21 protein-coding genes and 2 pseudogenes are annotated in these 25,591 nt (G+C 67.2%); 12 read left to right on the top strand and 11 right to left on the bottom strand.

The features are described 5' to 3' along the window. The 4 genes and pseudogenes from AKJ13_RS32950 to AKJ13_RS33325 form a co-directional block, all read left to right on the top strand. Positions 1-117: pseudogene (locus tag AKJ13_RS32950) on the top strand (MBL fold metallo-hydrolase); the annotation flags it as partial. A 62-nt stretch (positions 118-179) separates the two neighbouring features. Further along, positions 180-641 carry a hypothetical protein gene (locus AKJ13_RS28430; RefSeq protein WP_003597852.1) on the top strand — a complete coding sequence of 154 codons (462 nt, stop codon included), beginning with the start codon at positions 180-182 and terminating at the stop codon, positions 639-641. A gap of 167 nt (positions 642-808) precedes the next feature. Next, entirely contained in the window at positions 809-991 is a 183-nt protein-coding gene (locus tag AKJ13_RS28425; RefSeq protein WP_017484328.1) for a hypothetical protein, read from the top strand. Between the two features lie 862 nt (positions 992-1,853). Beyond that, the gene (locus AKJ13_RS33325) at positions 1,854-2,201 is read left to right on the top strand and encodes a hypothetical protein (RefSeq protein ID WP_306423473.1); all 348 of its coding nucleotides are present in this window, start codon (positions 1,854-1,856) and stop codon (positions 2,199-2,201) included. 149 nt (positions 2,202-2,350) lie between these two features. Here the strand turns inward: AKJ13_RS33325 and AKJ13_RS32945 are convergent, their stop codons facing one another. Next, positions 2,351-2,494 carry a hypothetical protein gene (locus AKJ13_RS32945; protein ID WP_017484325.1) on the bottom strand — a complete coding sequence of 48 codons (144 nt, stop codon included), beginning with the start codon at positions 2,492-2,494 and terminating at the stop codon, positions 2,351-2,353. 367 nt (positions 2,495-2,861) lie between these two features. Here AKJ13_RS32945 and AKJ13_RS28410 point away from each other — a divergent pair, with 367 nt between their 5' ends. After that, the gene (locus AKJ13_RS28410) at positions 2,862-3,113 is read left to right on the top strand and encodes a hypothetical protein (protein WP_012455893.1); all 252 of its coding nucleotides are present in this window, start codon (positions 2,862-2,864) and stop codon (positions 3,111-3,113) included. Here the strand turns inward: AKJ13_RS28410 and AKJ13_RS28405 are convergent, their stop codons facing one another. The 3 genes from AKJ13_RS28405 to AKJ13_RS28395 all read right to left on the bottom strand — a co-directional run bounded on the left by AKJ13_RS28405 (position 3,114) and on the right by AKJ13_RS28395 (position 5,585). Then, on the bottom strand, positions 3,114-3,809 hold the full coding sequence (locus tag AKJ13_RS28405) for a VIT family protein (RefSeq protein ID WP_012455894.1): 696 nt from the start codon (positions 3,807-3,809) through the stop codon (positions 3,114-3,116). It abuts the gene before it with no gap. Positions 3,810-3,814: 5 nt separating this feature from the next. After that, positions 3,815-4,360 carry a cytochrome b gene (locus tag AKJ13_RS28400; RefSeq protein WP_012455895.1) on the bottom strand — a complete coding sequence of 182 codons (546 nt, stop codon included), beginning with the start codon at positions 4,358-4,360 and terminating at the stop codon, positions 3,815-3,817. 367 nt (positions 4,361-4,727) lie between these two features. Beyond that, a complete protein-coding gene (locus AKJ13_RS28395) occupies positions 4,728-5,585 on the bottom strand; it encodes a DNA starvation/stationary phase protection protein (protein ID WP_012455896.1) in 858 nt (285 codons plus the stop codon). 263 nt (positions 5,586-5,848) lie between these two features. Between AKJ13_RS28395 and AKJ13_RS28390 the strand changes: the two genes are divergently transcribed. After that, the gene (locus tag AKJ13_RS28390) at positions 5,849-6,076 is read left to right on the top strand and encodes a hypothetical protein (protein ID WP_012455897.1); all 228 of its coding nucleotides are present in this window, start codon (positions 5,849-5,851) and stop codon (positions 6,074-6,076) included. Between the two features lie 58 nt (positions 6,077-6,134). Here AKJ13_RS28390 and AKJ13_RS31030 read toward each other — a convergent pair. The 3 genes and pseudogenes from AKJ13_RS31030 to AKJ13_RS28380 all read right to left on the bottom strand — a co-directional run. After that, positions 6,135-6,275: pseudogene (locus AKJ13_RS31030) on the bottom strand (glutaredoxin); the annotation flags it as partial. Positions 6,276-6,596: 321 nt separating this feature from the next. After that, positions 6,597-7,409, bottom strand: a complete 813-nt coding sequence (locus AKJ13_RS28385; protein WP_231343950.1) for a hypothetical protein — start codon at positions 7,407-7,409, stop codon at positions 6,597-6,599. Positions 7,410-7,843: 434 nt separating this feature from the next. Beyond that, complete coding sequence (locus tag AKJ13_RS28380) at positions 7,844-9,286, bottom strand: tyrosine-type recombinase/integrase (RefSeq protein ID WP_012455899.1); 1,443 nt, start codon at positions 9,284-9,286, stop codon at positions 7,844-7,846. A gap of 580 nt (positions 9,287-9,866) precedes the next feature. Between AKJ13_RS28380 and AKJ13_RS28375 the strand changes: the two genes are divergently transcribed. Together AKJ13_RS28375 and AKJ13_RS31725 are read left to right on the top strand one after the other, a co-directional pair. Further along, a complete protein-coding gene (locus AKJ13_RS28375; RefSeq protein WP_012455900.1) occupies positions 9,867-10,538 on the top strand; it encodes a hypothetical protein in 672 nt (223 codons plus the stop codon). A 1,556-nt stretch (positions 10,539-12,094) separates the two neighbouring features. Further along, a complete protein-coding gene (locus AKJ13_RS31725; RefSeq protein WP_144426426.1) occupies positions 12,095-12,679 on the top strand; it encodes a hypothetical protein in 585 nt (194 codons plus the stop codon). A 124-nt stretch (positions 12,680-12,803) separates the two neighbouring features. Here AKJ13_RS31725 and putA read toward each other — a convergent pair whose 3' ends face one another. After that, complete coding sequence (gene putA, locus AKJ13_RS28370; RefSeq protein ID WP_082317181.1) at positions 12,804-16,502, bottom strand: trifunctional transcriptional regulator/proline dehydrogenase/L-glutamate gamma-semialdehyde dehydrogenase; 3,699 nt, start codon at positions 16,500-16,502, stop codon at positions 12,804-12,806. A gap of 130 nt (positions 16,503-16,632) precedes the next feature. On the opposite strand from putA, the gene AKJ13_RS28365 reads away from it, so the two are divergent. Next, positions 16,633-17,094, top strand: a complete 462-nt coding sequence (locus AKJ13_RS28365; RefSeq protein WP_050736324.1) for an Lrp/AsnC ligand binding domain-containing protein — start codon at positions 16,633-16,635, stop codon at positions 17,092-17,094. A gap of 3 nt (positions 17,095-17,097) precedes the next feature. Here AKJ13_RS28365 and AKJ13_RS28360 read toward each other — a convergent pair whose 3' ends face one another. From AKJ13_RS28360 to AKJ13_RS28350, 3 genes are read right to left on the bottom strand one after another with little or no spacing between them, the layout of a single operon-like run. Beyond that, entirely contained in the window at positions 17,098-18,033 is a 936-nt protein-coding gene (locus AKJ13_RS28360; RefSeq protein ID WP_050736323.1) for an ornithine cyclodeaminase family protein, read from the bottom strand. Between the two features lie 49 nt (positions 18,034-18,082). Further along, positions 18,083-19,543, bottom strand: coding sequence for a TIGR00366 family protein (locus AKJ13_RS28355; RefSeq protein ID WP_050736322.1), 1,461 nt, complete (start codon positions 19,541-19,543; stop codon positions 18,083-18,085). A gap of 16 nt (positions 19,544-19,559) precedes the next feature. Further along, the gene (locus tag AKJ13_RS28350) at positions 19,560-22,934 is read right to left on the bottom strand and encodes a molybdopterin-dependent oxidoreductase (RefSeq protein WP_050736321.1); all 3,375 of its coding nucleotides are present in this window, start codon (positions 22,932-22,934) and stop codon (positions 19,560-19,562) included. A gap of 100 nt (positions 22,935-23,034) precedes the next feature. Here AKJ13_RS28350 and AKJ13_RS28345 point away from each other — a divergent pair, with 100 nt between their 5' ends. The 3 genes from AKJ13_RS28345 to AKJ13_RS28335 all read left to right on the top strand — a co-directional run. Then, entirely contained in the window at positions 23,035-23,718 is a 684-nt protein-coding gene (locus tag AKJ13_RS28345) for a GntR family transcriptional regulator (protein ID WP_082317179.1), read from the top strand. Positions 23,719-24,030: 312 nt separating this feature from the next. Further along, positions 24,031-24,975 (top strand): IS630 family transposase, encoded by a 945-nt coding sequence (locus tag AKJ13_RS31025; RefSeq protein WP_082317178.1) that lies wholly within the window; start codon positions 24,031-24,033, stop codon positions 24,973-24,975. A gap of 71 nt (positions 24,976-25,046) precedes the next feature. Continuing rightward, the coding region (locus AKJ13_RS28335) for an IS630 family transposase (protein ID WP_144426425.1) at positions 25,047-25,591 on the top strand (545 nt) is incomplete at its 3' end.

Raw genomic sequence — 25,591 nt, 5'->3', positions numbered from 1 at the left:
ACCCTGCTGGACCGCTTGGCGAATGAGCGGATGACGCTTGTCGGCTTTCACCTCCCGAGCTCAGGCGTCGGACGTGTCGAGCGCGTTGGTGCGAGTTATCGCTTCGTACAAACCTGACGACACGATTTCGCAGGAATATTCCTGTCGGAACAGGACCGTTCGCGAACGGAGTGGACACGATGATGCTGTCGCGTAGGGGCGTGTCCGGACTGGCCGCGCTGATGGCTTGGCTCGTGGCGAGCAGGGCCTCGGCGACCCAATCGGCTGACCCCAAGACCCATCGGGTCGCACTGCAGGTCAGTTCTCGCGAGAACGGCGTGTTCGACCTCGCCCTCAACAACGCGGTCAATCTCGCACGCGAATACAGCAATCAGGCCGAGGAGCTTGAGGTCGAGATCGTTGCCTATGGGCCGGGTCTGCACATGCTGCGGGCCGACACATCGCCCGTGACGTCGAGGATCCACTCCATCACCGAGAGCGTGCCGGGAATCGTACTCTCGGCCTGCGGCAACACCATCAAAGCCATGGAGAAGGCAGAGGGGCACCCTCTGGAATTACTGCCACACGTCGGCATCGTTTCGGCTGGTGCAGTCCGTCTCGTGGCACTTCAGGAGGCAGGTTGGAGCTATCTCCGCGTTTGATCGCGCCGGGTCGCCGAAGGCTAGCCATTGGTTGGTCGCGAGACTGCCTCAGGGGTACATCGAGTGCACCGTTCACACATCCGCGTTTGGCGTAGTCCGCCTTCGGTCGCGCAGTAGCTGGTTCCTCGGCGCACACGACGCGCTCAAGGTTTTACAGGAACCGATGAATGCTCGGAATCGCCGTCCCCGCCGTGGCGCTGGCCATGGTCGTCGTCACGCCTGCCCTTGCGATTGAAGTGACGAAGAGCGTGATGGTGCCTGCATCGCCCGAAGCGGTCTGGAAGATGGTTGGCGGGTTTTGCGGCATCGGCAACTGGCACCTCGTCATCGAGAAGTGGGTGCTGTCTTAGAAAGGCGGCAGGCAGGAGTGAACATTGTCGATGAAGGGCAGTGACACCATCATGGAGGAAGAACAGTTCCGCGGCGACAAGAAGATAGACTACACATGCACGATAATCTCCCGCCCGCTGCCTGTGTAGAGCTATAAGTCCATGCTCATAGTGTAGAAGGACGGGAGCGGATCGAAGGTATCCTGGGCCGGAAACGTCAAGCCCAAGGGGGCCTTTGATGCTAAAGCCAAGGAGACAATTGCTGAAGTCTAGGAGGCGGGCCCGAGGGTCATCGCCGACAAGTCCCAGTAATCACGTCGGCAGGCGCAGAGATTTTGGGGCCGCTCTTTCGCACTTGGAGCGGGATCGGCCTAGATCAAAATCCGTCACCGTCGAGTAAGACGCGGATCACACCCAGGGCGTCGCCAACGTACTGCTACGCCCCGCAGCGACCTGACTGGGCGATCACATGGTGTTGCTTCGCGCCGAACCGTTCCTCTGACCTCCTATCTTCCAGGGCGACATCGAAGGGACGGTCGAGAATGCGACAGGTGAAGGTCAGGCTGATCGAGCCGGGGCTGCCGCCCCGGCGGACGCGCTTGAAAATTCCCGGTTGGGCGGGCGATCCGGAGCCCCGCACAGAAGGCTCGCAGGATTATGCCTGGCACTGCATCCCGCTCTTGGAAGCGGTCAAAGGCGGGATCGAGCTGTTCTACGCCTACGACGCCGAATTGGGCGTGAGCACCAGGGCCGCAAGACTGGTCTTTGAGGGAATTTCGCCGAGCCCGGCGGACCGGGACCGCAAAGGCCGCCGCTCTGGAGCTTCGGCGAGGCCTACTACGCCTATCGGATCCTCATCGACCTAAGGGTCGAGGAGAATTAGGTGATCAGGACCGAGATCCACCCACGCTTCTACACCGACTGGACCGGAACAGTGCCGGTCGCAATGCCGGCACTCATCCGGCACTGGGGGCCGACGATGTACTTCATGGTGTTCAAGGCCCCGGACGAAGGCCGCAGGCATATCTTCCGGAAGGACGAGCCGTTCATGCAGGTGTCCGTCGTCTCGGTTGAGGCCGATTTCGAGCTCATGGCGATGAACGAAGAGGAGGCGCCGAGCGCGAACTCCAATCGCGACGCATCTACCCCAGCCGCGAGACGCTGGCGGCGGACTCGCAGTGGACCTCGGCGACCCACACCGTGTTCGGCGGAACCTACCGGCGCATCCTAGGCGCCGCCAAGAGCCAGCGGTAAGGCTGGGCGGGGTGCGGAACCATCCACCCCGCCGCATCAGGCTCTGTACCCGTACGGCATGTCGCAGCAGTGATGGTGATGGTGGCGATGATAGTAGTATTGCGCCTGCTGTACCGTGGCCTCGCCCTAAGAGGCGGCAAGTAGCGGTTTGGCCTTCGCCGCGACCTCGTCCGGCTCCTTTAGGAGCGCCACAGCGTCGGGGATGGGCTTGGGCAGGTCGGCGTAGCTCTCGGCACGCATGGCCGCGGTTAGCACGGTCTGGGCAGGCATCGCGGCCTGTGCTGGGTCGGCGGCCGCGAGCAGGTTGACGGCCCCGATCAGGCAGCGACTGGCTTGTCCATCGACGGGAACCTCCCTTGAATGGCGCGGCCCGCCCCGGGAAAAGCGCGGACGGAAGCGCCGCCGGAAACACCACCTGCGGTAAAGCAGTTCCGGCTTGCCCAAGGCCAGGCAAGCACTTCTCCAACATGAGCATTGAAGTGCTTGCCGCCACTCGCTATTGTCGGTGCCGGCATTCGATGAAATTGATTTTAGTCAATTTCATTCACATCTTCAGTTGCTAAATGCAGCTCGACTACACACTGCATCGTCGTCGCAGACATGCGGCGTGTGCCTGCCGCTTTTCGAGGAGACTGCGATGGCGAGACGTTTGCGTTGGTTCCTGCTGGTTCAACTCGCGGTCGTGCCTGCAGCGTTCGCCCAGCAACCTGCGGCGTCACCGGACGCGCCGGCGTCCTTCGTCGAACCAACGAACGCGGCCCACCGGCACTGTTCCGGCTCGTGTCTGAAGACCGGCGCCCTGCAGTGGTTCTGCCGGCCCGACCAGACGTGCTCCATCGATTGCGCGACCGCGCCGCCGAAGATGCACTGCCACGATCCGCAGCGGTAGTCAGACGGCCTTGCCGACCAGGCTCCCGATTCCTGCCGTGACGGCCATGGCCAGTACGCCCCAGAAGGTCACCCGCGCCGTCGCCCGGGCGATGGGGGCGCCGCCCGCCTTGGCGCCGAGTCCCCCAAGCACCGCCAGGAATACCAGCGAGGCCCCCGACACCGTATAGACCGCGATGTTGCCGGGCGAGAGCGCCGCCGTCGCCAGGGGTAAGGCCGCGCCGGCCGAGAAGGTCGCCGCCGAGGTCAGCGCCGCCTGGACCGGCCGAGCCGTCGTGACCTCGGAGATGCCGAGCTCGTCCCGGGCATGGGCGCCGAGCGCATCCTTGGCCATCAGTTGTTCCGCGACCTGCAAGGCGAGCGCATGGTCGAGGCCCCGGTCGACGTAGATCCGCGCGAGTTCCTCCCACTCGGCGGCCGGGTCGTCGCCGAGCTCGCGCTGCTCGCGGGCGAGGTCGGCCTGCTCGGTGTCGGCCTGGGAACTCACCGAGACGTACTCGCCGGCCGCCATCGACATCGCGCCTGCCACGAGGCCCGCGCTGCCGGCGACGAGGATTTCACCCGTGTTGGCGGACGAGGCTGCCACACCCACGATCAGGCTCGCGGTGGAGACGAGGCCGTCATTTGCGCCGAGGACGGCGGCTCGCAGCCAGCCGATGCGGTCGATCAGGTGCCGCTCCTGGTGGACGGGTCGCATGGGCGTCAGGATCCCCGGGGCAGCATGCGGCGCAGGACGGCGTCGTGCCAGAGGTAGTGGTGCACGAGGGCGGCGACCGCGTGGAACAGGGCCAGGACCATCAGCACGTTGGCGGCCAACCCGTGCCAGTGAGTCAGGGGCCGCCGCCACTCCGGGTCGCCGATCTGCGGCAGGCTGACCGGGCCGAGGGAGACACCGCGCACGAAGGCGTTGGCGATGCCGAGGCCGACGATGACCAGCAGCAGGACGTAGAGCGCGGCGTGGGTCGCCTTCGCCAGGCGATGAAGGGGCCCAGGGTCATCGACCGGCAGGTCGCGGCCCCGGGCCCGCCGCCAGATGAGGAAGGCTACGACGAGGCCGGTGAGGACGAAGCCCAGGTCGAAATGGGCCGACCAGATGCCGGAGCGCAGGGCACTCTTTGGGACAAGGTCTTCGAGGAACGTCCCGACCAGCCATAGGCCGAGCACGAGCGCCGCGGTCAACCAATGCAGCGCGATGGTGCCGCCGTCGTATCTCGCCGTCGGCCGTGTCGTATCGTCGGGTGCATTCATGGTCGAGATCCTGCCTACGCCGGTGATGCTGCCGGGGGATGACGGTCGCCGACGGCTGGACCCGCCGGGGCTATGGCTCGCCTGCCCTTGGCGCTGATGAACCAGAGACCCTCCGGGTCCCGGCTCGACAGCCGCGGGCGGATCAACCCGCGTTCCCTCAGGGACCGGACCGTGCGCATCTCCCAGGGCTTGGGCGAGACGAGCGGTCCCTCCCGGTCGAGCCGGAGCAACATGGCTCGCTGGCCGGGCGTGAGGGGAGGCTGAGGCGTCGTTCGATCCCGGGGGCGCATCTCTAGTTTGGAATTAATATAAACTGATCGCGGGTCAAGGGGAAACCCCGCGCCTGACGGCGCGGGGTTGGCTGTCGTCAGGGCTTGGCGGGTGTTTGGGCCGGAGCCTGCTGGCCCTGCAGGTCGACCGGCTTGTTGTCGTTGAGGTCCCAGCCGGTGTTCGGGTCGGTGTGCGTCCGCTGGAGCTGCGCCCGCATCTGCCACTGGTACTTGGCGATCCCGTGCTCGACCTCCTGCAGCAGGTTCGACGTGGTGGGGTCGACGTCCTCGGTCGTCTTGATGGCCGCGTGCACCTCCTCGCCGACGCGCTTGTAGGCGTTGGTGAACCACACGAGGATCTGCGCATCGTCGAGGAAGCCGCCGGGAATCTCCGGCACGCCGGAAGTCTTCACGATGGTGTTCGCGCGCCCGTCGGCCGAGACGCCGACCGCGAGGAGGCGCTCGGCGATGGTGTCGGCGTACTTCGACAGGCCCTCGTAGTGCTCCTGCAGCAGGAGGTGCAGCGGGTAGTACAGGGTGCCCGATGCGTTCCAGTGCGCCTGCTTGGTCTGCAACTGGAGTTGCTGCAACTCGGTCAGGGTCTGCTGAAGGGCGGCGACGTCCTTCTTCATGCCCTCCTCGCCGGCACCGAGGTCGATGACCGGCTGGCGGCTGACCTCGTTCGTCGGGAATGCCCCGAGGGGCTGGCGGCTTGTCACCTGGGTCTGCGAGGACTGGCGAACGCCCTCGGTCTTGTTGCTAGGGCCCTGTGAACCCGCGGGCTGGGTCGCGGTGGTTTCCTGGGCGACCTGCATGCGCGCCAGGATCTGTGCGGCGGAGGGGGCGACCGCCTTGGCGGGGGTTGAGGCTGGGGCGGCCTCGCGTGCCAGGGCTGGTGTGAGCACGGTCGAGGCCAGGAGGAGCATGGCCGCCAGGGCGTGGATCGGACGGGTCATCGGGAACCTTGGGAACGCTGCATTGGGTGAGGTCCCGCACGCCTTCGGGCAGCCGGGAAGCCCTAGCTGGGACGAACACGGCCTCCCCCTCGTTCCGGTATGAACCCGAATTTAGGCACCGGGGATTCCTGCCCCGCTTGTCCCCTGGCGAGGTCTCGGCCATGTCACGGGAGCGTTTTCGGATAGGTTTCCGGAGGCCGTTCATTGCTTGACCTCATCGTCGGGCGCGCTGACGGGCGGCCTCGCCCGAGGGGAGCAAACCGTTGACGTCCACGCGGCGCTTCGAGGTGCGGTTGGCGACCCGCGACGGACGTCGGGTCCTGACGGCGCAGGCGGAGCGCGAGGTCGCGCTGATGGCCGAGTCGGTGATGAGGCGTTACGGCGACGACATCCTCGACGTGGGCTTTTCGGTCGCGGCCCCCGACCCGGCGGCGAGCCGGCGGATCGCCCTCTACCTCTCGACGCTGGTCAACGAACTCGACCCGGCTTGAGGTCTACGCCCCGGTTCTCGCGCGGGGCAGGTGGTTCCCAGGGTGGTGCGCAAGACACTCAACGGTGCATCGCCAGCATCCAGAAGGCCATAACGACCATCATCACGTTCTCGGTGAGCGGGACGAAGCCGAGCGGGACCTTGCTCGACCCGCCCACGCAGGCGCACTTGATGTCGCACTTGTCGAGATGGACCGCCTTTGAACACCGAGACTGAGTCTAAGCGGGCGCTGCGAGCGAGCCCCGCGGGGGTGCGGTTTCGCGACTTCGAGGCCGGGTATGAGGTTGCGCTGACCCGATACCCTGCGCGCGTGGCATCCGAGCGTCGGCCTTGACGCCCATCGCGCCCACTTGGTTGTCCCATTCGGATGCCACTTTGGGCGGGGCGCAGCGGGCGCCCGACGCAGCGTGGCCGGCTCGCGCCCCTACCGGAACCGGATCGGGCAGGGGCGGAGCGTTTCTTGAGACCGGATCGGCGGGTCAGGTGTCGACGCACGGTCGCGTAGCGGGAAGCGATTCCGGCTATCGAGGTCCGGCAGCGGATGCGCTGCCCGTCGGCCAGGATGCCGCCGGCAGTTCCGGGACGGCGTCGCGACAGGACCTGGCAATCCTCCGCATGCCCCGATCCCGCCTGTTGGAGGCGGCCGGCGATGCCGGCGTACCCAGCGCCCGTTCGATGTCGTCCAGCCGATCCGCCAGATCGGACAGGCGTCCGGCCAGGGCTTGGTCAGCCGGATGGGATGCCGGGGACATCAGGTCGGACATCGTCGCGAGTTCGACAGCGGCCGCGTCGGGAACCGCAGCGGCGACCTCAAAGGTCGCCGCCAGCAGGATCCCGATGCGTAGGGTCTCAAGCGTCGGAAGCCCGCGGTCCATGGCGGCCTTCACGGATCGGCCGGGCAAAGGCACCCGGACCGGCAGCGTCCTCGCGGCGGCTTCGGTGCCGCGTCCCTGCAGGCCATGCTTGGGCGATGCGGCAGGCCCATGAGGCCGCCCCGCCCCGAACGTCAGGAGCCACGGGCGCCGCGCGCAGCGATCGGATGCGTCCCGACGCTTCGCGCCGGACGCGAGCTCTCCGCCGGCAGCGTGACCGGCGGACCGCCTAGCGCGCCTGGCTTGCAGGGGGTCCCCTCCGGAGACCACGGCCACGTCGAGGTGGGTCCAGACGCCGCCCTCATGCAGGAAGCCGAGCGGGGCGACGAAGCCGACGTCGGCTTGGCCGCCGGCCGCGGCCCGCGCGAGCATCGCGGACATGTCCGCCCGGGATGCCGCCGCGTCCTCCATGGATGGACCGCAGGTCGGCCGCCCGATCTCGTGTCCGTCGATGACGGTCATGAACCGTCCTACGCACGCGAGCCCGCAGCTGGCCAACAGCGCGGCGTAAAGAGCGGAACCATCGTCAGAAAAGAACCCCACGACCATTGCCACCTCCGTCAGTGCACGCTCGAACCTCGCCCCCTGCGACGCTTATTTATACCATCAGTATAATACCTGCGACAAGGTGGCGGTGGCGCGGAGCCGACCCGAAGCCGTCATGAAGGTTACCGCAAACCTCCAGGATGCAGACAAATGACCTTGGGTCACGTCGCGTGGCTCGCGACGCCCAGGCGCTTGCTCCCGGGACGAGGCCATCACGCGAGGGCGACGCCGATGGGCGAGGCGAGACCCGCTGCCCGTAACGGTTCCTGGGGGGGACGGAGCAAGCCGGTCGCGCGGACGGCTGCCCGTGCGGATGCCGGATGCGCCCGACCGCCCGTCGAAACCGCGCCCTACCTGGGATGCGCCCGCGGCCTGAGGGTCATCTCATCGCGGATCGGGCTGCCGTCCAGCGGGGGCAACTTGAGCTTGGCGATGGCTCGACGCGCCGCGCGCATGTGCGGCCCCTCGCTGTATACGTCCAGGGTGATGCTGCTGCGCTTGTGCCCGACGATCGCGGAAATCATCTCGCCCGGCACCCCGGCCTGCTCCATGCGGCTGCTGAACCAGCGCCGGAAGGAGTGGAAATTCACCAGGGACCGCCGCTTGCCGGGCACCACCTCGTCGACCCCGACGCTTCGGCGGTATTCCGTGAACCGGTTCGAGGCCTTGAAGCTGCGCTCGCGCATCGAGTCGGCCTTCTTGACGGGGGGCCATTCCGGAAAAAGGTCGTCCTCGGGCTGCTTGCCGGCCGTTCGCCGGGCGACGAGTTCCGCCAGGTCGGCATGGATCGGGACGTAGCGGGCCGACGCCTCCTGCTTCTGAGGCTTGAACAGGAAGCAATTGTACGCCGTGTCGCGGACCTTCAGGTCGACGATGGCGTCGAGCCGCGCCCCGGTCAGCGCCCCGATCAGCATCAGGTCTCGCAGCTTCGGCGGGGCGGGCCCGCGGAGCAGGTCCGCGAGTTCACTGTCCTTGAAGGGCCTCTCCTTCTGGTCGTGCTTCTCCTTCGGGCCCTTGAGGCGGACGTTGGCGAACACGTTGCCCGACACGGCCGCCGTCCTCGGCACCATCCACTGCCAGTAGCCGGAGAGCCGGCCGATGTACTTGTTGAGCGTCACGTGGTGGAGGCCGGTCATCTCGACCAGCGCGTCGGCGAAGGCGTGCGCGCGCCTCACGTCGATCTCCTGAAGCGTGGCCGGGATGCGCTCGCGCTTGCACCATTCCTGCAGGAAACGCAGCGCGCGGGCGTCGTCCGCCCGGGTCCGGTCCTTGACGAAGAGCTGCTTGCGGTAGTCCTCGTGCATCAGGTCGACGGGAGTCGCCCGACCGTGCGAGATCGCCGAGAAGAGCATGGCCTTCTCGGTCTGCTCGGGAAGCGCCTCCTCGACCTCGTTCGGACCTTCCTCGGGATCTTCGACCCTGACCCAACGCGCGTCCTTCCAGCGGATCTCCGCATGGCGCTCGTAGACCGCCTCCTGAAACTCCTGCCAATCCTCGGCACTGCCGTTCCGCTTGAGTTCCTCGGCGACCTTCGAGAACTCAACGGCGATCTTCATGTCGTCCACGCCGGGGCGCCCCACCGCCTCCATGGCCTCCGCGATCCGCCGCTTGAAGCGCTCCACGTGCTTCCTCTTGAGCACGTTCGCCTCCCTGAGGCTGTCCGTGCCGAGATTGTGCACGAGCTTCGTGGCCCCGAGGGCGCGCCGCACCGGTACCGGAACCGAGACCGTGACCCGCCACGTACCGCCGTGCAATTCCAGGTAAGCCTTCTTCGGGTCGGGCGTGCGGGCCAAGACGTACTCCATGCGGAGCCCAGCGCGGCGACGCTTCACTCCTGCCAAGCGGGATGCCGGGCACCTCAGACAGTCAATCGTCGGTCCGCTGCAGTGTCGATGATGGGGCGAGTACCTTGATCCAACACTAACGCGTCGTGCTGCTGCCAACCGGCTCCGCCCCGGTCCCCAAGCCGGTCGCCGTGCTAGTCGTGGGCGAATAATTATACCGTAGATAAGAAACGATGGCCACCGCCCGGCGCGCAGCTAGGACCGATGCGCGTCGGCGAGAGCGAGCTCATGTCACTTCATGCCCAGCGAGATGCAGGGCCGATGACACGACCGGACCGTCATGCCGGTGCTTTGCTCCCTTTTGGCAGGACGCATCACGCGCCGAGGGGCGCCTCATACACCGGGATATGGATGTGGGTTTCTCCGGAAGCCTCGCGACCGTGCCGACGCGGGTATGCAGCAGCGCCCACAGGGTCCGAGTCCGGTTACGCGCTCTCAACCACGCCATCGTTTTTGCGGCGCGGGTAGCCTGGGCGTTCACGACTGCGAGTCTTGTTCCGTGCACCCTGTTCGCAACTTGGGGGGATACATGGACCAGCGGCTCCTGGCACAGCTAACCGGAATGGCCAACAAGCACGCTCAGGCGTTGAACGCCTTACCCGTTCGGGAACGCATGGAATACATGCGCTCGCTCGTCGGGTCGGCTGACTGTGCCTGGGCCGTGTTCCCGGACGGGGAGGGATCGGGCGTCCCGCACGTGATCCTCGTCAAGGGGAAGCGCGTGGGCCGGCGTATGGAGAAGTCCGGCCGCCTCAAGGGGAAGGTGACCGCGGTTCCATGCATCGACCGCTTCATGGCGGAGGCGTTGAACGATGCCTTCGGCGACGGGTCCACCACCTTGCCAGGAACTGCGCAACCCTCTCCTGAAGTCGCGGCCTTGCTGCGTGCGAACACGACCGAGATGCGCCGCCTTGTCGATGAGGCGAACCGAAACGGCGATCTCGTGAGGGACGGAAAGGTGACCGTGGAAGACCTTTTCCTCCGGGCCGACGTGGTGCACGCGGTCTGGTCGGACCCATCCTCTCCCGGTGGCGTCGGCAAGATGCTGGCCAAGGGCGAAGGCCGGCTCATGCTCATCAGCCAGGGCACCAAGGGCGTTCCCACCAGAACCGTGGCCCTCCGGTTCCTCGACCGCGTCCAGGCCGAGCAAGCTTGGCTCATTTACGGCGACGGACGCGGCGCGATGAGCCAGGCATCCTGAACCGGCCTTCGCGTTCGGCTTCACCCGTAGTCGCGGGCGAGCGGCGTGGCATTGCCGACCCGGGGTCACACGGGCCATCGGCACATGGGCTTGCGGTTCTCGCCGGGGACGACGGAGGCGGCATGACCTGCACGCGCCCGGGATCGAGGACGGTCGGCAGGCTTCGCGGTCTGCCACCCTCCTCAGGCGGACGAACGACGGCGCTGTCGCAACCCAAGAACGGTCCGATCAGGCCGGGGCGGTGAAACGCGTCGAACGGACCCCTGCCGTATCACGGACCGCGAACGCGCATGCTCCAAGGCAGAACAGGCACGCCGGCGAAGGCCGCTCCCTTGACCCGTGCGGCGCTTCGCACGAGGGCGAGGCTGTCCCTACACACGAACACGTCGATGCGTTGTTCCGGGGTGGGGCTCTCGAAGCGTCGCCGCTCCGGCATCCGAGCTGGATGGAACCACGACGGACCGGGTCGAGCATGACCGCGGGATCTGGCGGCGAAGGCCGCTGATCCCCATCCGAGGCGGGGAACCCCTGGCGGTGGTAGGACGAGGCCCAAGGATCCATAAATCCCATGGCCCTCCCAAGCCATCTCCCGACAAGTCACGGAGGGGAAAGAGTATTTTTCCAGTTCAATGGCTTAGCTCCGACCGGGGTAACGGTCCCCTCAGCTCCACCACTCATTTTCCACGCCGGAAAAACGAGTGGTGGCAATGGCTTAAGAGATCGCTCCCTGGGCATTCTCCCCAGCGCTCCCCACCTGGAGGGAGGATTTCTCCCCAGACTGCAGAACGGGTTGCGGATCCGTTCCTTCGTTCGTTTCCTTCGTCATTGCGCTGACTTGGCGCACTCCGCAGCACCCGGACTGCACGTCGAATCACGCAAGCTCGATGCCCGGCGCATGTCGGGCAAAGGCATGAAACGGGGGCGCTCGGCTTCGAAGCACCCGCGATCCTAGCATGCAGCGAAGGAACGCGCAGCACGCGTCGGTGCAGTAGGTGCCGCCTCGACGCCGACGGACCTCCGAACATCCGTGACGATGGACCTGCTGCGGACTGGCTGCAGGTGATCGTTCCCGATCGCGCAGACGAAGCCATGCGCGGCGCAGCGGCCGGATCCCAAAAAGTTGCGACCACGTCCGAAACGATTCAAGTCGGCGGCCTCTCAGTCATTAGGGCCGATCTGACCGCCAGCAGGCTTTGCCGTCATGCATGGCCATCATGACTCCGCCCGCGGCAGGCGCGAGCGACTCCGGAACGCTCGCCGGCAAGGCGATACACAACGCCATGCTTACGATCGGTCCGCCGAGTCGAAGAAGCGCGGCCGCCCCCTTCCTCGTCCTTTGGTCACGGACGTCTCAGCGCGGCACACGCTTGGTGGGTTCGATCCCGCGTCTTCGGCCGGCGAAACGGCCGCGCCGCGGTGGTCGCCGTACACTCGATCGGCCGATGTTCCACTAGGTCCCGCCGGCTGGACGATACTTCGCCGTCCTTGTCCCTTCCGACTGCGACACCCAGTCGTTTAGAGCCCGGGACGTTGCGGTCAGTTCCGGGAGATCGATTTTGAACGCGAATCGGCAATCTCCTTCGCCGGGAGTCGTCGCGCCCGCTGCGGGCGCGACGGTTCCGCCCGGTACTGGCCGCTTGATGCCGAACAAGGCGATGAAACACCTCTCGAGGTTCTTCGCCCTGCATGCCCAGCAGCGCGTATCGGTCTGCAACTTCTTCGTCATTCTCGCCGGTGTAATCTCCGCTGCGATCGTCAGAGCTCTGCAGGCCGGTAGGCCGTTGAGCGTCGTCGTCATCGCCCTCGGCCCCCTGCCACTCCTGTCGTTCGTCTTCTGGAGGCTCGATCAGCGCAACCCCGATCTGATCAAGATCTCGGAGAGAGCGCTGCCAAGCGGCGAGATGGCCTGCCTGCCGGATTATGCGCTGTTCCGGTTTCGCGAGCAGGTTGGAAGGAAGCGGACGCTCGGTGGTTGGCTGGAATTGGCTGATAGCGGAATGGCTGCTCTGGAGAGTCCATGGCGTCGAAGCAGCTATTCCGAAATCAACTCATCACGGGCGCAACAACGGAATCTATCAAAACGGTCAAGCCACTCGCTTCGGCGCCAACTACAAGACGGGCACATCGTTCGACCTCGCTGACTACACCTCATCTGCCGGTCGTAGAGAACATTCCGCCTACCATCCGTTTCGCGGTCGTACGGGATGGGCGTTGCCATTCCTTCCTCTTGATAAGTGCTATGAGGCGCTGCAAAATCGCATGGGATCAGGCGTCGAGGGCCATCAGGCTCGCATTGCCACCTGCCGCCGCCGTGTTGATCGACACCGACCGTTCTTCGAAGAGATCTGAGAGCTCGTAATCCTCCAGATTGGACGCCGTGAGGATCGACTGGATCGTCAAGATTGGACCGCTCCGTCCGGCGATCCGGCGGGTCAGCCCCGCGAGGTCGGCCCGTTCGCCTTCGTGGAGCACGCCGCCAAGTCCGGGGGCGGTCGCGGGATCCTCTGCGGGGACGATCTTCCGCAGGACCCCCGCAGGCAAGCCGTCGAACAGGCCCGATAACGCCCTCGCAGCCGTGATCACGGCGCTCTGGCCGGTCGCCAGGATCGCGCCGACCTGGAGCAATGTTCCCTCCTCGCCCGAGGCCAAGGCCGCGATTGGGCCGCGAGGACGGAGGCTGTAGATGTTGCGTTCACCGACCGGGCCCGGCAACACGCATTCGGTGCCGGCAGGTGCCCGGGCGAAATAACTTTCGACTCGGGTCGCGACATCGGCGTGGCCCCGCTGCCGGAGCCATCTGATGTAATCCTGAGCGACCGCATCGGCGGAGGACGGAGCTGCGGTCGCACCGGCTGCGGACGGAGCCAGGCGAGGCAGCAGGCGGCGGAGGTAGCGCGGACCGCCGGCCTTCGGCCCTGTCCCGGACAGGCCCGAGCCGCCGAATGGCTGCACGCCGACCACAGCGCCGATGGTGTTGCGATTCACATAGATGTTGCCCGCCTCGATCCGGTCAAGAACGCGCGTAACCGTCTCCTCAATTCGGGTGTGCAGGCCGAAGGTCAGCCCGTAGCCGGTGGCATTGATGGCGTCGATGAGCGCGTCGAGATCATCCCGCCGATAGCGCAGCACGTGAAGCACTGGGCCGAACACTTCGGCCTCCACATCCGAGATTTTGGCAATCTCGATCACCGTGGGAGGGACAAAGGTGCCCGCATCCGTGGCCGGGGTCTTGCCCAATTGCGTAATCTTATGGCCGCGCATCCGCATCGTCTCGATGTGGCGGGTGATCCCTTCGGCCGCCCCGGAGGTAATCACCGGACCGATATCGACGGACAGGCGCCGGGGGTCGCCCACTTCCAACTCGCACAGGGCGCCGTGCAGCACGGCCAGCGTCTTTTCGGCGATCTCCTCCTGCAGACACAGGATGCGCAGGGCCGAGCAGCGTTGACCGGCCGAATCAAAAGCGGAGGCGAGGACGTCCGTCACAACCTGCTCGGGCAGTGCGGAGGTATCCACGATCATCGCGTTCTGCCCCCCGGTCTCGGCGATGAACGGCACCGGGCGTCCGTCCGTGGTCAGGCGATCCGCGAGGGTCCGCTGGATCAGACGGGCGACGGCGGTCGAGCCGGTGAACATCACGCCTTGAACCCGCGCATCGCCGACGAGCGCGGCGCCGACGTCGCCCGCACCGGGGAGGAGATGCAGCACATCCACGGGGATCCCGGCTTCGCTCAAGAGCCGCACGGCCTCAGCCGCGACGAGCGGGGTCTCCTCCGCCGGCTTGGCGAGCACGGTGTTGCCAGCCGCGAGGGCGGCCGCCACCTGCCCGGTGAAGATCGCGAGGGGGAAATTCCAGGGCGAGATGCAGGCGACCGGGCCAAGGGACCGTCCGTGGTCGGGGCTGCAGACCCGTTCGGCCTCGCCGGCATAGTAGCGCAGGAAGTCCACCGCTTCCCGCACCTCGGCGACGGCATTCGACAGGGACTTGCCCGCCTCCCGCACGATCAGGCTAAGCAGAACCGGCATCCGCATCTCGAAAGCGTCCGCGGCGGCGCGGAGCAGCTTGGCCCGGAGGGCTGGTGGCGTCGCGACCCAATCCGGCACAGCCGCCGATGCGGTCGCCAGGGCCTGGGCGATGTCGGCGGGCTCCGCGGCGCGCGCATGGCCCACCACGTCGCCGCAATCGGCAGGGTTGAGGACCGGTTCGCAGGCCTCCGCAGCGGAGCGTCCGGATGGAACGGCAGTCCAGGCCCTGGTGGCTCCCTTAGCTAGGTCGGTGGCGAGCTGGGCGAGCACGGCCTCGTCGTTCAGATCTAAGCCGGCCGAGTTTGGCCGCCCAGCGCCGAACAGGTCGCGCGGGGCCGCGATCCGCTCGTGTGCCGCCCCCGGCTCGCGCATCGCCCGCACTGTGGAGACTGGATCGGCGATGAGGTCGTCGATTGATACGGACGCGTCGGCGATGCGGTTGACGAAGGAGGAGTTCGCGCCGTTCTCCAAGAGTCGCCGGACGAGATAGGGGAGCAGGGTCTTGTGGGTGCCCACAGGGGCGTAGATCCGGCACGGGCGGCCGATGACGCCGGCGCTGACCACGGCCTCGTAGAGCGCTTCGCCCATCCCGTGCAGGCACTGGAACTCGTAGTCGCCGGGCCGGAAATCCGGGCCGGCCATCTCCACGATGCTGGCCAGGGTCTGCGCGTTGTGCGTGGCGAATTGCGGAAACACCGCGTCCGGCGCGGCCAGCAGCTTCCGAGCGCAGGCGAGGTAGGACACGTCGGTGTGGGCCTTGCGGGTGAAGACCGGGAAGTCGGAAAGCCCCTCGACCTGCGCCCGTTTGATCTCGCTGTCCCAGTAGGCGCCCTTCACCAGCCGTACCATCAGGCGGCGGTCGCTCCGGCGGGCGAGATCGACAAGCCAGTCGATGACGAAGGGGCAACGCCGCCCGTAGGCCTGGATGACGAACCCAAGTCCGTTCCATGCCCCGAGCTCCGGATCGGTGGCGAGGGCCTCGAGGATGTCGAGGGACAGGTCGAGCCGATCGGCTTCCTCGGCGTCGATGTTCAAGCCGATGTCGTACCCCCTGGCTAGCAGGGCCAGCGCCTTCACCTGGGGGATCAGCTCATCGAGCACGCGGGCGCGCTTCATCCGGGTGTAGCGCGGGTGCAGCGCCGAGAGCTTGATCGAGATGCCCGGCCCCCCGGTGATGCCCCGACCGGCGGACGCCTGCCCGATGGCATGGATCGCCGCCTCGTAAGAGGCTTGGTAGCGGCCGGCATCCTCGGCCGTGACCGCGGCCTCGCCGAGCATATCGTAGGAATAGGTGAAGCCCTTCGCCTCACGGCGGCGTGCCCGGCGCAGCGCCTCGGCGATGGTCTCACCCATCACGAACTGCTCGCCCATCAGCCGCATGGCAAGGTCCACGCCTCGCCGGATCAACGGCTCCCCACCCCGCCCGATCAGGCGCGTCAGGGCCGAGGACAATCCGCCCTCGTTCGTCGTCGCGGTGAGCTTGCCGGTCACCAGAAGGCCCCAGGTGGCCGCGTTGACGAACGGCGAGGGGCTGTGGCCGAGATGGGCCCGCCAATCACCGGAGGCGATCTTATCGCGGATCAGCGCGTCGCGGGTTGCGGCGTCCGGGATGCGCAGCAAGGCCTCGGCAAGGCACATCAAGGCCACGCCCTCCTGGCTCGACAGGTCGTACTCGTGAATCAGGCCTTCGACGCCGCCCCGCGGTGTGGTCCGCCGCAGGCCCGCGACGAGGCCGCGTGCCGTCGCGGCGACACGGGCCGCCGCCTCTGAAGGAAGCTGCGCGAGATCGAGGAGTGGCGCCAGGCACTCCGCCTCAGGGCGCCGGTGAGCCGCAACGATCGCCATGCGCAGCGGCGACAGTGCAGGCAGGTCGTCCTGGAAGTCCGCAAACGACGCGTGAACGTGTGCAACGCGCCGGGCTGAAGACACGATCGACATGGCAGAACCCGTCTCCCTCCGCCGGCCCTTGGCCCGCCTCTTGAGATGTTGTAGGGGCGCTAGGGCGGTGATAACATCCAACAATCGCGCCGAAAGTCGGCGGATTTCTCGATGGAATAGCCTTCTGGTAGTGAAAAGCACGGACTCGACTGATGCTGCTATCCTGCGCATCCTGCAGCAGGACGGGCGCATATCAACCGTCGACCTCGCCGAGCGGCTGAGGCTCTCGCCCACCGCCACGGCCGAACGTCTGAAGCGGCTGACCCGCGAGGGATACATCACTGGCTACGGTGCTCGCCTCGATCCGGCGATGCTCGATCTGGGATTGCTGGTGTTCATCGAAGTGTTGCTCGACAAGACCACCGGCACGGTGTTCGACCGCTTCTCAGCGGAGGTTCGCCGCGTGCCCGAGATCTTGGAATGCCACATGGTGGCCGGAGGCTTCGACTACCTGCTCAAGGCCCGGGTGAAGGACATGGCCGCCTACCGCCGCTTTCTGGGGCAGGTCATGGTCGATCTGCCCGGCGTGAAGGAGACACGCACCTACGCGGTGATGGAGGAGGTCAAGACGGACAGCCCGCTGCCCGTGTGAACCTTACCCTTCGACGACGAGCGAGGCAGCGACGAGATCTTCCAGGGACGCGCCGACGGACTTGAACACGGTGATCTCTTCGGCGTCCCTGCGGCCAGCCTTCGCCCCGCTGCATAGGTTGTGCAGGTCGCCCGCGAGCCGGTCCTCCGACCACGTGCCGTCCGCGATCGGCTGCGTCAGGTCGCCGGCCTCGCGCAGGGCCCCGGCATAGGTGTCGACATAGACACGGGCGACGCGAATCAGCGCGTCGTCGCTCTCGCGCATCGCGGGCGTAAAGGCGCCCACGAGGTCGACATGGGTACCGGGGTGGACGTGACGGCCAAGCACCAGCGGCTGCGTCGAGGTCGTGGCGCAGCTGACGATGTCGGCGGCCGAGACCGCCGCCGGAAGATCGGCCGCCGGCTCGGCGGGAAGCCCCTCCTCCCGCAGCCGCGCCGCCAGGGCCTCGGCCTTCGCTGCCGAACGACCCCAGACCAGCACGCGCCGGATCGGCCGGATGGCGACGTGCGCGTGGGCGAGCGCCGGCGAGAGGTGGCCGGTCCCGACAAGGGCAAGCACCGCGCTGTCTGGACGAGAGAGGTACGTCGAGGCGAGCGCCGAGGCGGCGGCGGTGCGGCGGTTCGTCAGCGCCTCGCCGTCGATCATCGCGCGGGGCGCTCCCGTCTTTCCATCGAACAGGACGTACACCGCGTGGACGGCGCCGAGGCCGCGCTCGGCATTGCGGGGGAACACGTTCACCAGCTTGACGCCGACCACGTCACCCCGGCGCCAGGCCGGCATGGCCAGCAGGCGACCGGGCGCCTCCGCCGCGCCGACCTCGTGGGCGGTCCGGACGGGGGCCTCGATATCGGCGGCGGCGAAGGCGCCGCGCAGAGCTTCGATCAGGCGCGGATGGTCAAGGGCGGCATGAACCGCATCGTGATCGAAGAACGGAATCAAGGGATCACCTTTGAGCGCAGTCCGAGCGCGGCGGCGCCGGGCGCGGCCGTCACGGCACGATCGGGGGATGATAGGTGAAGGTCGTCATCAGGACCGCCGCCAGCACCAGCATGATCGGCAGGTGGATCATGAACTGCACCGCCGTATAGCCGATGAGATCGCGGGATTTCAGCCCGAGCACGCCGAGCAGCGGGAGCATCCAGAACGGATTGATGAAGTTCGGCAGCGTCTCGGCGATGTTGTAGACCATCACCGTCCAGCCGAGATGGGCGCCGACCTCATTGGCCGCCTTCATCACGTAGGGGGCTTCGATCACCCACTTGCCGCCGGCCGAGGGGATGAAGAAGCCGAGCACTGCCGAGTAGATCCCGACGAGGACCGAGAAGGCCCCTGATCCGTGGGCGAGGCTGACGAACCCGTGGGCGATGGCGTCCGACAGGGTCGAGCCGTCCGCCGCCTTCACCTTGGTCAGCATGTAGGCGATGCCGCCGTAGAAGGGGAACTGGAGCAGCACGCCGGAGACGCTCGGCATCGCCTTGGCGAAGGACGCGATGAAGCCCCGCGGCCGCCAGTGCAGCAGGGCGCCGAGCAGCAGGAACACGAAGTTGTAGGTGTTGAGGCCCGACATCGTGATCAGCGGGTTGCCCGCCTTGAAGGCATCGTAGAGCCACCCGGATGCGAGGACGAGGACGAGGATCGTCAGAAGCGGACTGTGCTCCAGCCATTCGCCCGGTCGGCTCGCGCGGATCACCTTGGGCTGGGCGTCGACGAGGTCGATCCCAAGATCTGCGGCCGTTCGGGCATTCGCATCCGAGGGGGTGGTCAGGTAGCAGATCGCGGCCGAGAGCAGCGTGCCGAAGGCGACGACGACGAGGTTCTGCCACGTCAGGATGGTCTGCTCGAAGCCGATCACGCCCGTGATCGGCAGGAGCGAGGCCGGAATGCTGGCGGCATTGGCTTGCAGCTGTGCCGGCCCCGAGCTGATGCCGAGGGTGAAGCCGAAGCCGAGGCCGAGATAGCCCGCCGCGCCGGCGGCCCGGTAATCGAGGCGCAGATCCTGCCGGCGGGCGATTTCGCGCACCAGCAGGCCGGAGAAAATCAGGCTGACGCCCCAATTGAGCAGAGACAGCAAGATGCTGGTGATGCCAACGAACACCACGGCCCCGCGCCCGGTGCGCGGCAGGGCGGCGGCCCTGCGCATCAACCCGGCCACGGGGGGCGAGACGGCAACGACGTAGCCGCCGACCGCCACCAGCGCCATCTGCATGGTGAAGGGGATCAGGCTCCAGAAGCCGTCGCCGAACGCCTTGCTGATCGCAAGCGGTTCGCTCCCGTGGGCGAATACTCCCAGGGCGACGATGCAAGCTGCAATGAGAACGAAGACGTAGCTGTCGGGGAACCAACGCTCGGCGAAGGCCACGATCGCCTGCGAGACGCGCACGAGACGCCCCTCCCGGGCTAGATCCGGACTGGGCGGGGCGATGGGCGTCAAGGTAGCCGTATCGCTCATCGGTCGTGTCTTCCTTTCAGGCGTCGAGGACGAGGTCGCTGACCGGCACCGCGCGGCAGGTCAGGCAATGGTCGGGCTCGCCGTCGTAGGGGCCGAGGTGGGCGACCGACCCGGACGCGACGGGCACGCTGCAGCTTTCGCACTGGCCCGCCCGACAGCCGCTCGGCAGCCCGAGCCCCGCAGCGTCGGCCGCGTCGAGCAGGGTTCCGGCGGAGGGCGTCCAGGTGAAGCCCGTTCCGCTGCGGGCAAGGCGCACGGTTCGCGGTGCAAGGTCAGAAGGCACGGCCATGGCCGACGCAAAGCTCTCGCTGAACACGTCGAAGCGCGGGACGCCGAGTCTCGTCAGGGCCGCCCTCCCGTCGCGGAGGAAGGCATCCGGCCCGCACAGGTACACGAGAGGGCGGCACGCCGGATCCGGCAGGGCCAGCTCGGACATGGCCGGCCGACCGGCCCGCTCGTAATCGACCCCGAGCCGATCCTCCGGGCGCGGGCGCGTGAACACGCGGGTGATCCGCAGGCGTGGGAGGGCCGCCGCGGCCTCGCGGAGGCGGACCCCGAAGGCCTCCTCCGCTCCGTTGCGGGAGATCGCGACCAGATGCACCTCGGGCGCGGAGTCCGGGCGTGCGGCAAGCGCGGCGAGGTAGCCTACGAACGGGGTGATGCCGATCCCGGCCGCCAGCAGGACGATGGGGCGCCCCCCCCCAAGCGGCGGAGTGAACGTGCCCGCCGGCATTTCGAGCTCGACCGGATCGCCGGGCTTCAGCCCGTGGACGAGGCTCGACATTCGTCCGGCCGGCCGGCCTTCCTGCGCGGCGTGGTGCTTGACGCCGATCTCGTAGGTCTCCGGCGTCAGGGCGTCACCCGTCAGGGAATAGGCGCGGCTGAGGCCCGGGACTGTGGCGTGGAGGATGGCGTATTGGCCGGGAAGGTAGGCGGGAAGAGGACCGTCATCCGCAGGCGCGAGAGTGAACGCGGCGATGTCCGCCCCCTCGCGCCGCAGCGACGCGACGCGGAACGAGCGCCGGCCTTGCCAACGTCCGCGATTGGCCCCGACGGCGCGGACAAGCTCGCAAGCCACCGCCCGCAGGGGCACGGAACCACTTACCGGATCGCGGGCCACGTCGGACAGGGCGGCATTGACGTTGGCGCTCGTCGACCCGGCAACCGGCGAGCCCTCACGCCCCAGGGGCGGGCAATCCTCCCACCAGCCAAACTCCGTGATCACCGTCCCGCTCGGCAGCGTCGCGTCGATGCGCGCCCGCAGGTGGGCCTCGCCGTGAGCGGTCCGCAAGATGACGGCATCGCCCTCGGCGATCCCGCGGAGGCGGGCGTCGTCGGGCGCCACCTCGACGGTCGGCGCTGCCGCGCGCTTCCGCAGCGAGGCGATGTGGCGGTAGGCACTGTGCACATACCAACCGGTCTTGGCGGTCGACATCACCAGCGGCAGGCCGGGCTCGTCGAGTCCTGCGGGCTCGACATGGCGGGCGAGAGGGGGCTGTCCATGCGCGAGCAGATCCTCGGAGTAGAGCGTGATCCGCCCCGTCGCCGTGGGAAAACCGGCGACCGACCCGTCCTGGCGGAGGGCTTCGTATTTGCGCCGGGCAGTCGGCTGAGGCAGGCGGATGCCCCCGGGGCATGCCCGTAGGTCGTCTACCGTCAGCCCGACGGGCGCGAGCTGGTAATTCCAGCCGGCTTCAATCGAGCCGCCGAAGAACTGTTCGCCATGCCCGAGGCGACAGGCGAGATCGAAGGCGATGGCGTAGTCGGAGCGGGTGCCGCCCAGGGGCGGCACCATGGCTTGGCGCAGCTGCACCAGTTCCACCGCTTCCTGCGTGATCTCGAACCCGACCTTCAGCGCCTCGCGCTCCCAGGGCAGACTCGCCGGCAGGACGATGTCGGCATTCGCGGCGGTCGGATTCAGGAACATGTCGACGTGGACGTGGAAGTCCAGCGCTTCCAGAGCGGCTTGGTTGCGGCCCGTATCCCCCTGCGAGACCACGAAGTTCGTACCGAAGCTCATCAAGCCGCGCACGCGGTAGGGCACGCTCTCGAGCACGGCGCGGGTGAAGTCGCGAGCGGTGATCCATCCCCGGCTCGGCGGCCCGAGGGGCAATTCGGCCAAGCCGAGGGCCTTTGCCCGCTGCGCCGGGGCCAGCAGATCGTAGGCATTCACCGATCGGGTCGGAGGGGCGGTCGTCCAGAGGTTGCCGCCGTCGCGGTCAACGGCTCCCGTAAGGGCGTAGAGCGTCGCGATCGCACGCTCGGTGGTGGTGGCGTTGGTGTGTTGCCCCACCCCCGTCCAGGAATGGTAGGCGAGCCGTGGCGCGCCCGCGAAGAGCGCGTTGAAGCGCGCGATCGCCGCAGGATCGAGTTGGGTGATCGCAGCGACACGGGCCGGATCGTAAATGTCGGCCTCTTCGGTCAGCAGGCGCAGGACACTGGCACACGCGCGCCTGTTGCCCGCGGCGTCCATCAGGCGGACCTGTGTGTCGAGTTGCGCGGCAGCACCGGCAGTCGGGTCGCGTGGGTCGCGCGGCTGCGGCCGCCCCGCTTCGTCGAGCACGACAAAGCCGCTGGCGCCGGGCCACAACTCGGCGGCCTTCAGAAGACGTCCAGTGGCACGATCGACGAGGAACGCCGCGTCCGTCCAGTCGTGGACGAAGGTCCTGTCGTAGCTTCCCTCCCGCAGAAGGTGGCGGATCGCCCCCATCGCCAGGGCTCCGTCCGCCCCCGGGCGGATCGGTAGCCAGAGGTCGGCCGTCTCGCCGGAGCCGCCGCGCTTGGGATCGACCACCACGACGGTCGCTCCGCGCCTGCGGGCGTCCGCGATGCGTGTCGCTTGGGCGAGCCACGTGCGGGTCGGGTTGTGGCCCCACAGCACGATGGTATCGGCCGTCTCGTAATCGGGGGTGCCGATCCCGCGGCCGAAGGTCAGGGCGTGGGCGAAATCCTTGTGCCAGCCGCAGATCTCGACGGCGTAGATCAGATTGGGGCTGCCGAAGACCCGGACGAACCGCTCCACCCATTCGAAGCTGTCGACCATCGGCGTGCCGCTCGGCGTGGTGACCGCGAAGGCGACCGTCTCAGCGCCGTGCCGTGCACGCAGATCCCCGAGACGGGCGGCAATGTCTGTCATCGCCTCGTCCCAGCCGATCTCGACCCAGCCCGGATCCGCACTGCCGCGCTCCCGGGTGCGACGAAGGGGCGTCGTCAAGCGGCGGGGGCTACCAAGAAGTTCCGGTGCAGCCCGTCCCTTGGCGCAGAGCGCTGCGCCGGTCGGATGCGCGGGATTCGGTGCGACGGACACGAGCCGTCCGCCCTCGATCCTGTTGAGCGATCCGCAACGCGATCGGCACAGGGTGCAATAGCCTTCCTTGATGTCAGCAGACATGGAAGCAGCCTCAGTAGCGCGTCACGCATTACCATTGGGGTGGTGGTAGTTCAAGCGAGGGCCGAAACACGCTATTGGTCCTGCCGGGAGAAGGCGTGCCGTGCTGGATCGCAAAGATCGAACCCATCCGCTCGCGACGGAGGAGAACTTGCGGGAGCGAGTCGAGCGCCAGTTACGCCTCGACATACTCGCCGGTACGATCGAGCCGGGCACGGTATTCTCAGTCCCCTCGCTCTCCCGTTCTCTCGGGATCTCGACGACGCCGGTTCGGGAGGCGCTTCTCCAGCTTGCCGCCGATGATTTGCTGCAGCCAATCCGCAATCGCGGTTTCCGAGTTGTCGATCCGACGCTCGACGAGCTGCGCAACCTGTTCGAGGTTCGCGTGCAGCTTGAAGCTCAGGCCTTCGCGAAAGTCGTGCGGGCCGGAGCTGTCGACGTTGACGACCTCATGAAATGGGCTGACGAGATTGCGAGGGCTGTGCGGGATCGTGATGTGCCGGCCTATCTCGTGGCGGACCGGTCCTTCCACGAAGCGCTCTTGTCCCGTGCGGGCAACCCAATCCTTACCGGCATCGTCATGAAGCTGCGCGACAAGATGCGGCTTTACGGCATACGCTCGAAGGCTGGGCGGACGAGACAGGACGCGTCTGTGGCAGAGCACTACCGCATCGTCGACCTCGTTACAGGGCGGGTCAAGGACGATGCGATGACCCTGATGACGGACCACATCATGGCCTGGGAGCCGGTCTTTACGGAAGCAGTGCTGATGCGGCCAATCAACTGAGTTCCGCTTATTGCTGCTTGCGCTCTAGTAAAAGGGCCATTTTCCAGGAATGTATTGGCTGCAATCCTCAACTCACTGCTCAGTGTGTAGGCGTTTCAGTGTCGAAGGGCGTCCGCTTCGGGGGATGTGAGCAGGCCCCTCGAATGACTGAGATGGGCGCAAAGCGGAACGTCTGCTTCCGGGCAGCGACCCAATGACGGCTCACCGCCCGTTCCGGACATCTAGAGCGTTTTCGGTTTGGGCTGAATCGGCTTGGTTGGGTTCACGCGGCGCTGGAAGGCTGATTCACTCGGCCGGTCGACAGCCGGAGTGATGCATGGCCGTCCCTACAGCTTGGACCTGCGCGAGCGAGTGGTGACCGCGGCTGCGGCGACCTTGCGCCGTCAGGCGGCCGCCCGCTTCGGGGTCGGCCAGGCAACCGCGATCCGCTGGATGGCGGCGCTCGCCGCGACTGGGACGGTGGTCGCCCGGCCACAGGGGCGTGCCCGCCGCTCCAAGCTCGACCCGTACGAGACGTTCCTGCGTACGCTGATCGACGAGAAGGTTGACATCACCCTGGAAGAGATGCGCGCCCGGTTGCAGGACGAGCATGGCCTCACCGTCGGGCTCGGCACGCTGTGGGCCTTCCTCGACGCGCGACCTGACGTACAAGAAAAGACGGCCCACGCCGCAGAGCAGGATCGGCCGGACATGAAGGCCGCCCGGGAAGCGTGGTTCGAGAGCCAGCCCGATCTCGACCCGGACCGGCTGGTGTTCCTCGACGAGACGTGGACCGCTACCAACATGGCCCGCACCCGCGGGCGCTGTCCCCGCGGCCAGCGGCTGCGCTCCCCCGTCCCGCACGGTCATTGGAAGACCACGACCCTGGTGGCGGGCCTGCGCCTGTCCGGGATCACCGCGCCGTTCGTGCTCGACGGGCCGATCAACCGCGATGCCTTCCAAGTCTACGTCGATCAGGTCCTGGTGCCCGAACTTGCACCCGGGGACATCTTGATCATGGACAATCTCGGCAGCCACAAAGGCCCGGCCGTGCGCGCGGCGATCGAGGCGGCGGGCGCGCAGCTCCTGTTCCTCCCGCCCTACTCGCCGGACTTCAATCCGATCGAGATGGCGTTCTCAAAGTTGAAGGCGGGGCTGCGCAAGGCTGCCGAGCGCACGCGCGAAGGGCTCTGGACCACAATCGGGCGGCTCGTCGATGCCGTCACGCCCGACGAGGCCGCAAACTTCTTCGTCGCGGCAGGATACGACCCCGATTAAACCGAAACCGCTCTAGTGCACTGACGCGGTCAGAGGATTCACGGGGGGCGTGATGCATGCGAGTCTGGGCGATGGCTCAGACCGTCTGCGTGCTCCTCGACGACGCCACCAAGTTGGCGTTGTCCACGATCGCCGGTGATCGATCCCGCCCGCTCAAGCACATCCTGCGGGCGCGCATCGTCCTGCTCTCGTTCGAACGCTTGAGCGTGCAGGACGTGGCTCGGCAGGCCGGCGTCAGCCGGCCCGCAGTCTGGCGCTGGCAGCAGCGCTTTGCCGAGGAGGGCGTTGAGGGCCTGCTGCGGGACAAGACCCGCCCACCCGGCACCCCGCCGCATTCCACCCACACAGTGGCGAAGGTGCTGGCGCTGACGTGTTCGGAACCGCCGGACGAGGTCGCGCACTGGACCGGCCGCGCCGTCGCTGCGCGGACCGGCATCTCACTCCGCTCCGTGCAGCGGATCTGGCAGGAGCACCGCCTGCAACCGCATCGAGTGCCGACCTTCAAGCGCTTCCACGACCCGGCCTTCGCCGAAAAGGTCGAGGATGTCGTCGGTCTCTATATGCAACCGCCCGCCCACGCCGTCGTGCTGTCCATCGACGAAAAGTCCCAGATCCA

The sequence above is a fragment of the Methylobacterium sp. ARG-1 genome, from assembly GCF_001262595.1.
Taxonomy (GTDB): Bacteria; Pseudomonadota; Alphaproteobacteria; order Rhizobiales; family Beijerinckiaceae; genus Methylobacterium; species Methylobacterium brachiatum.
The sequence above is the reverse complement of the archived record's forward strand: the minus strand, read 5'-3'. Positions and strand labels throughout refer to the sequence as shown.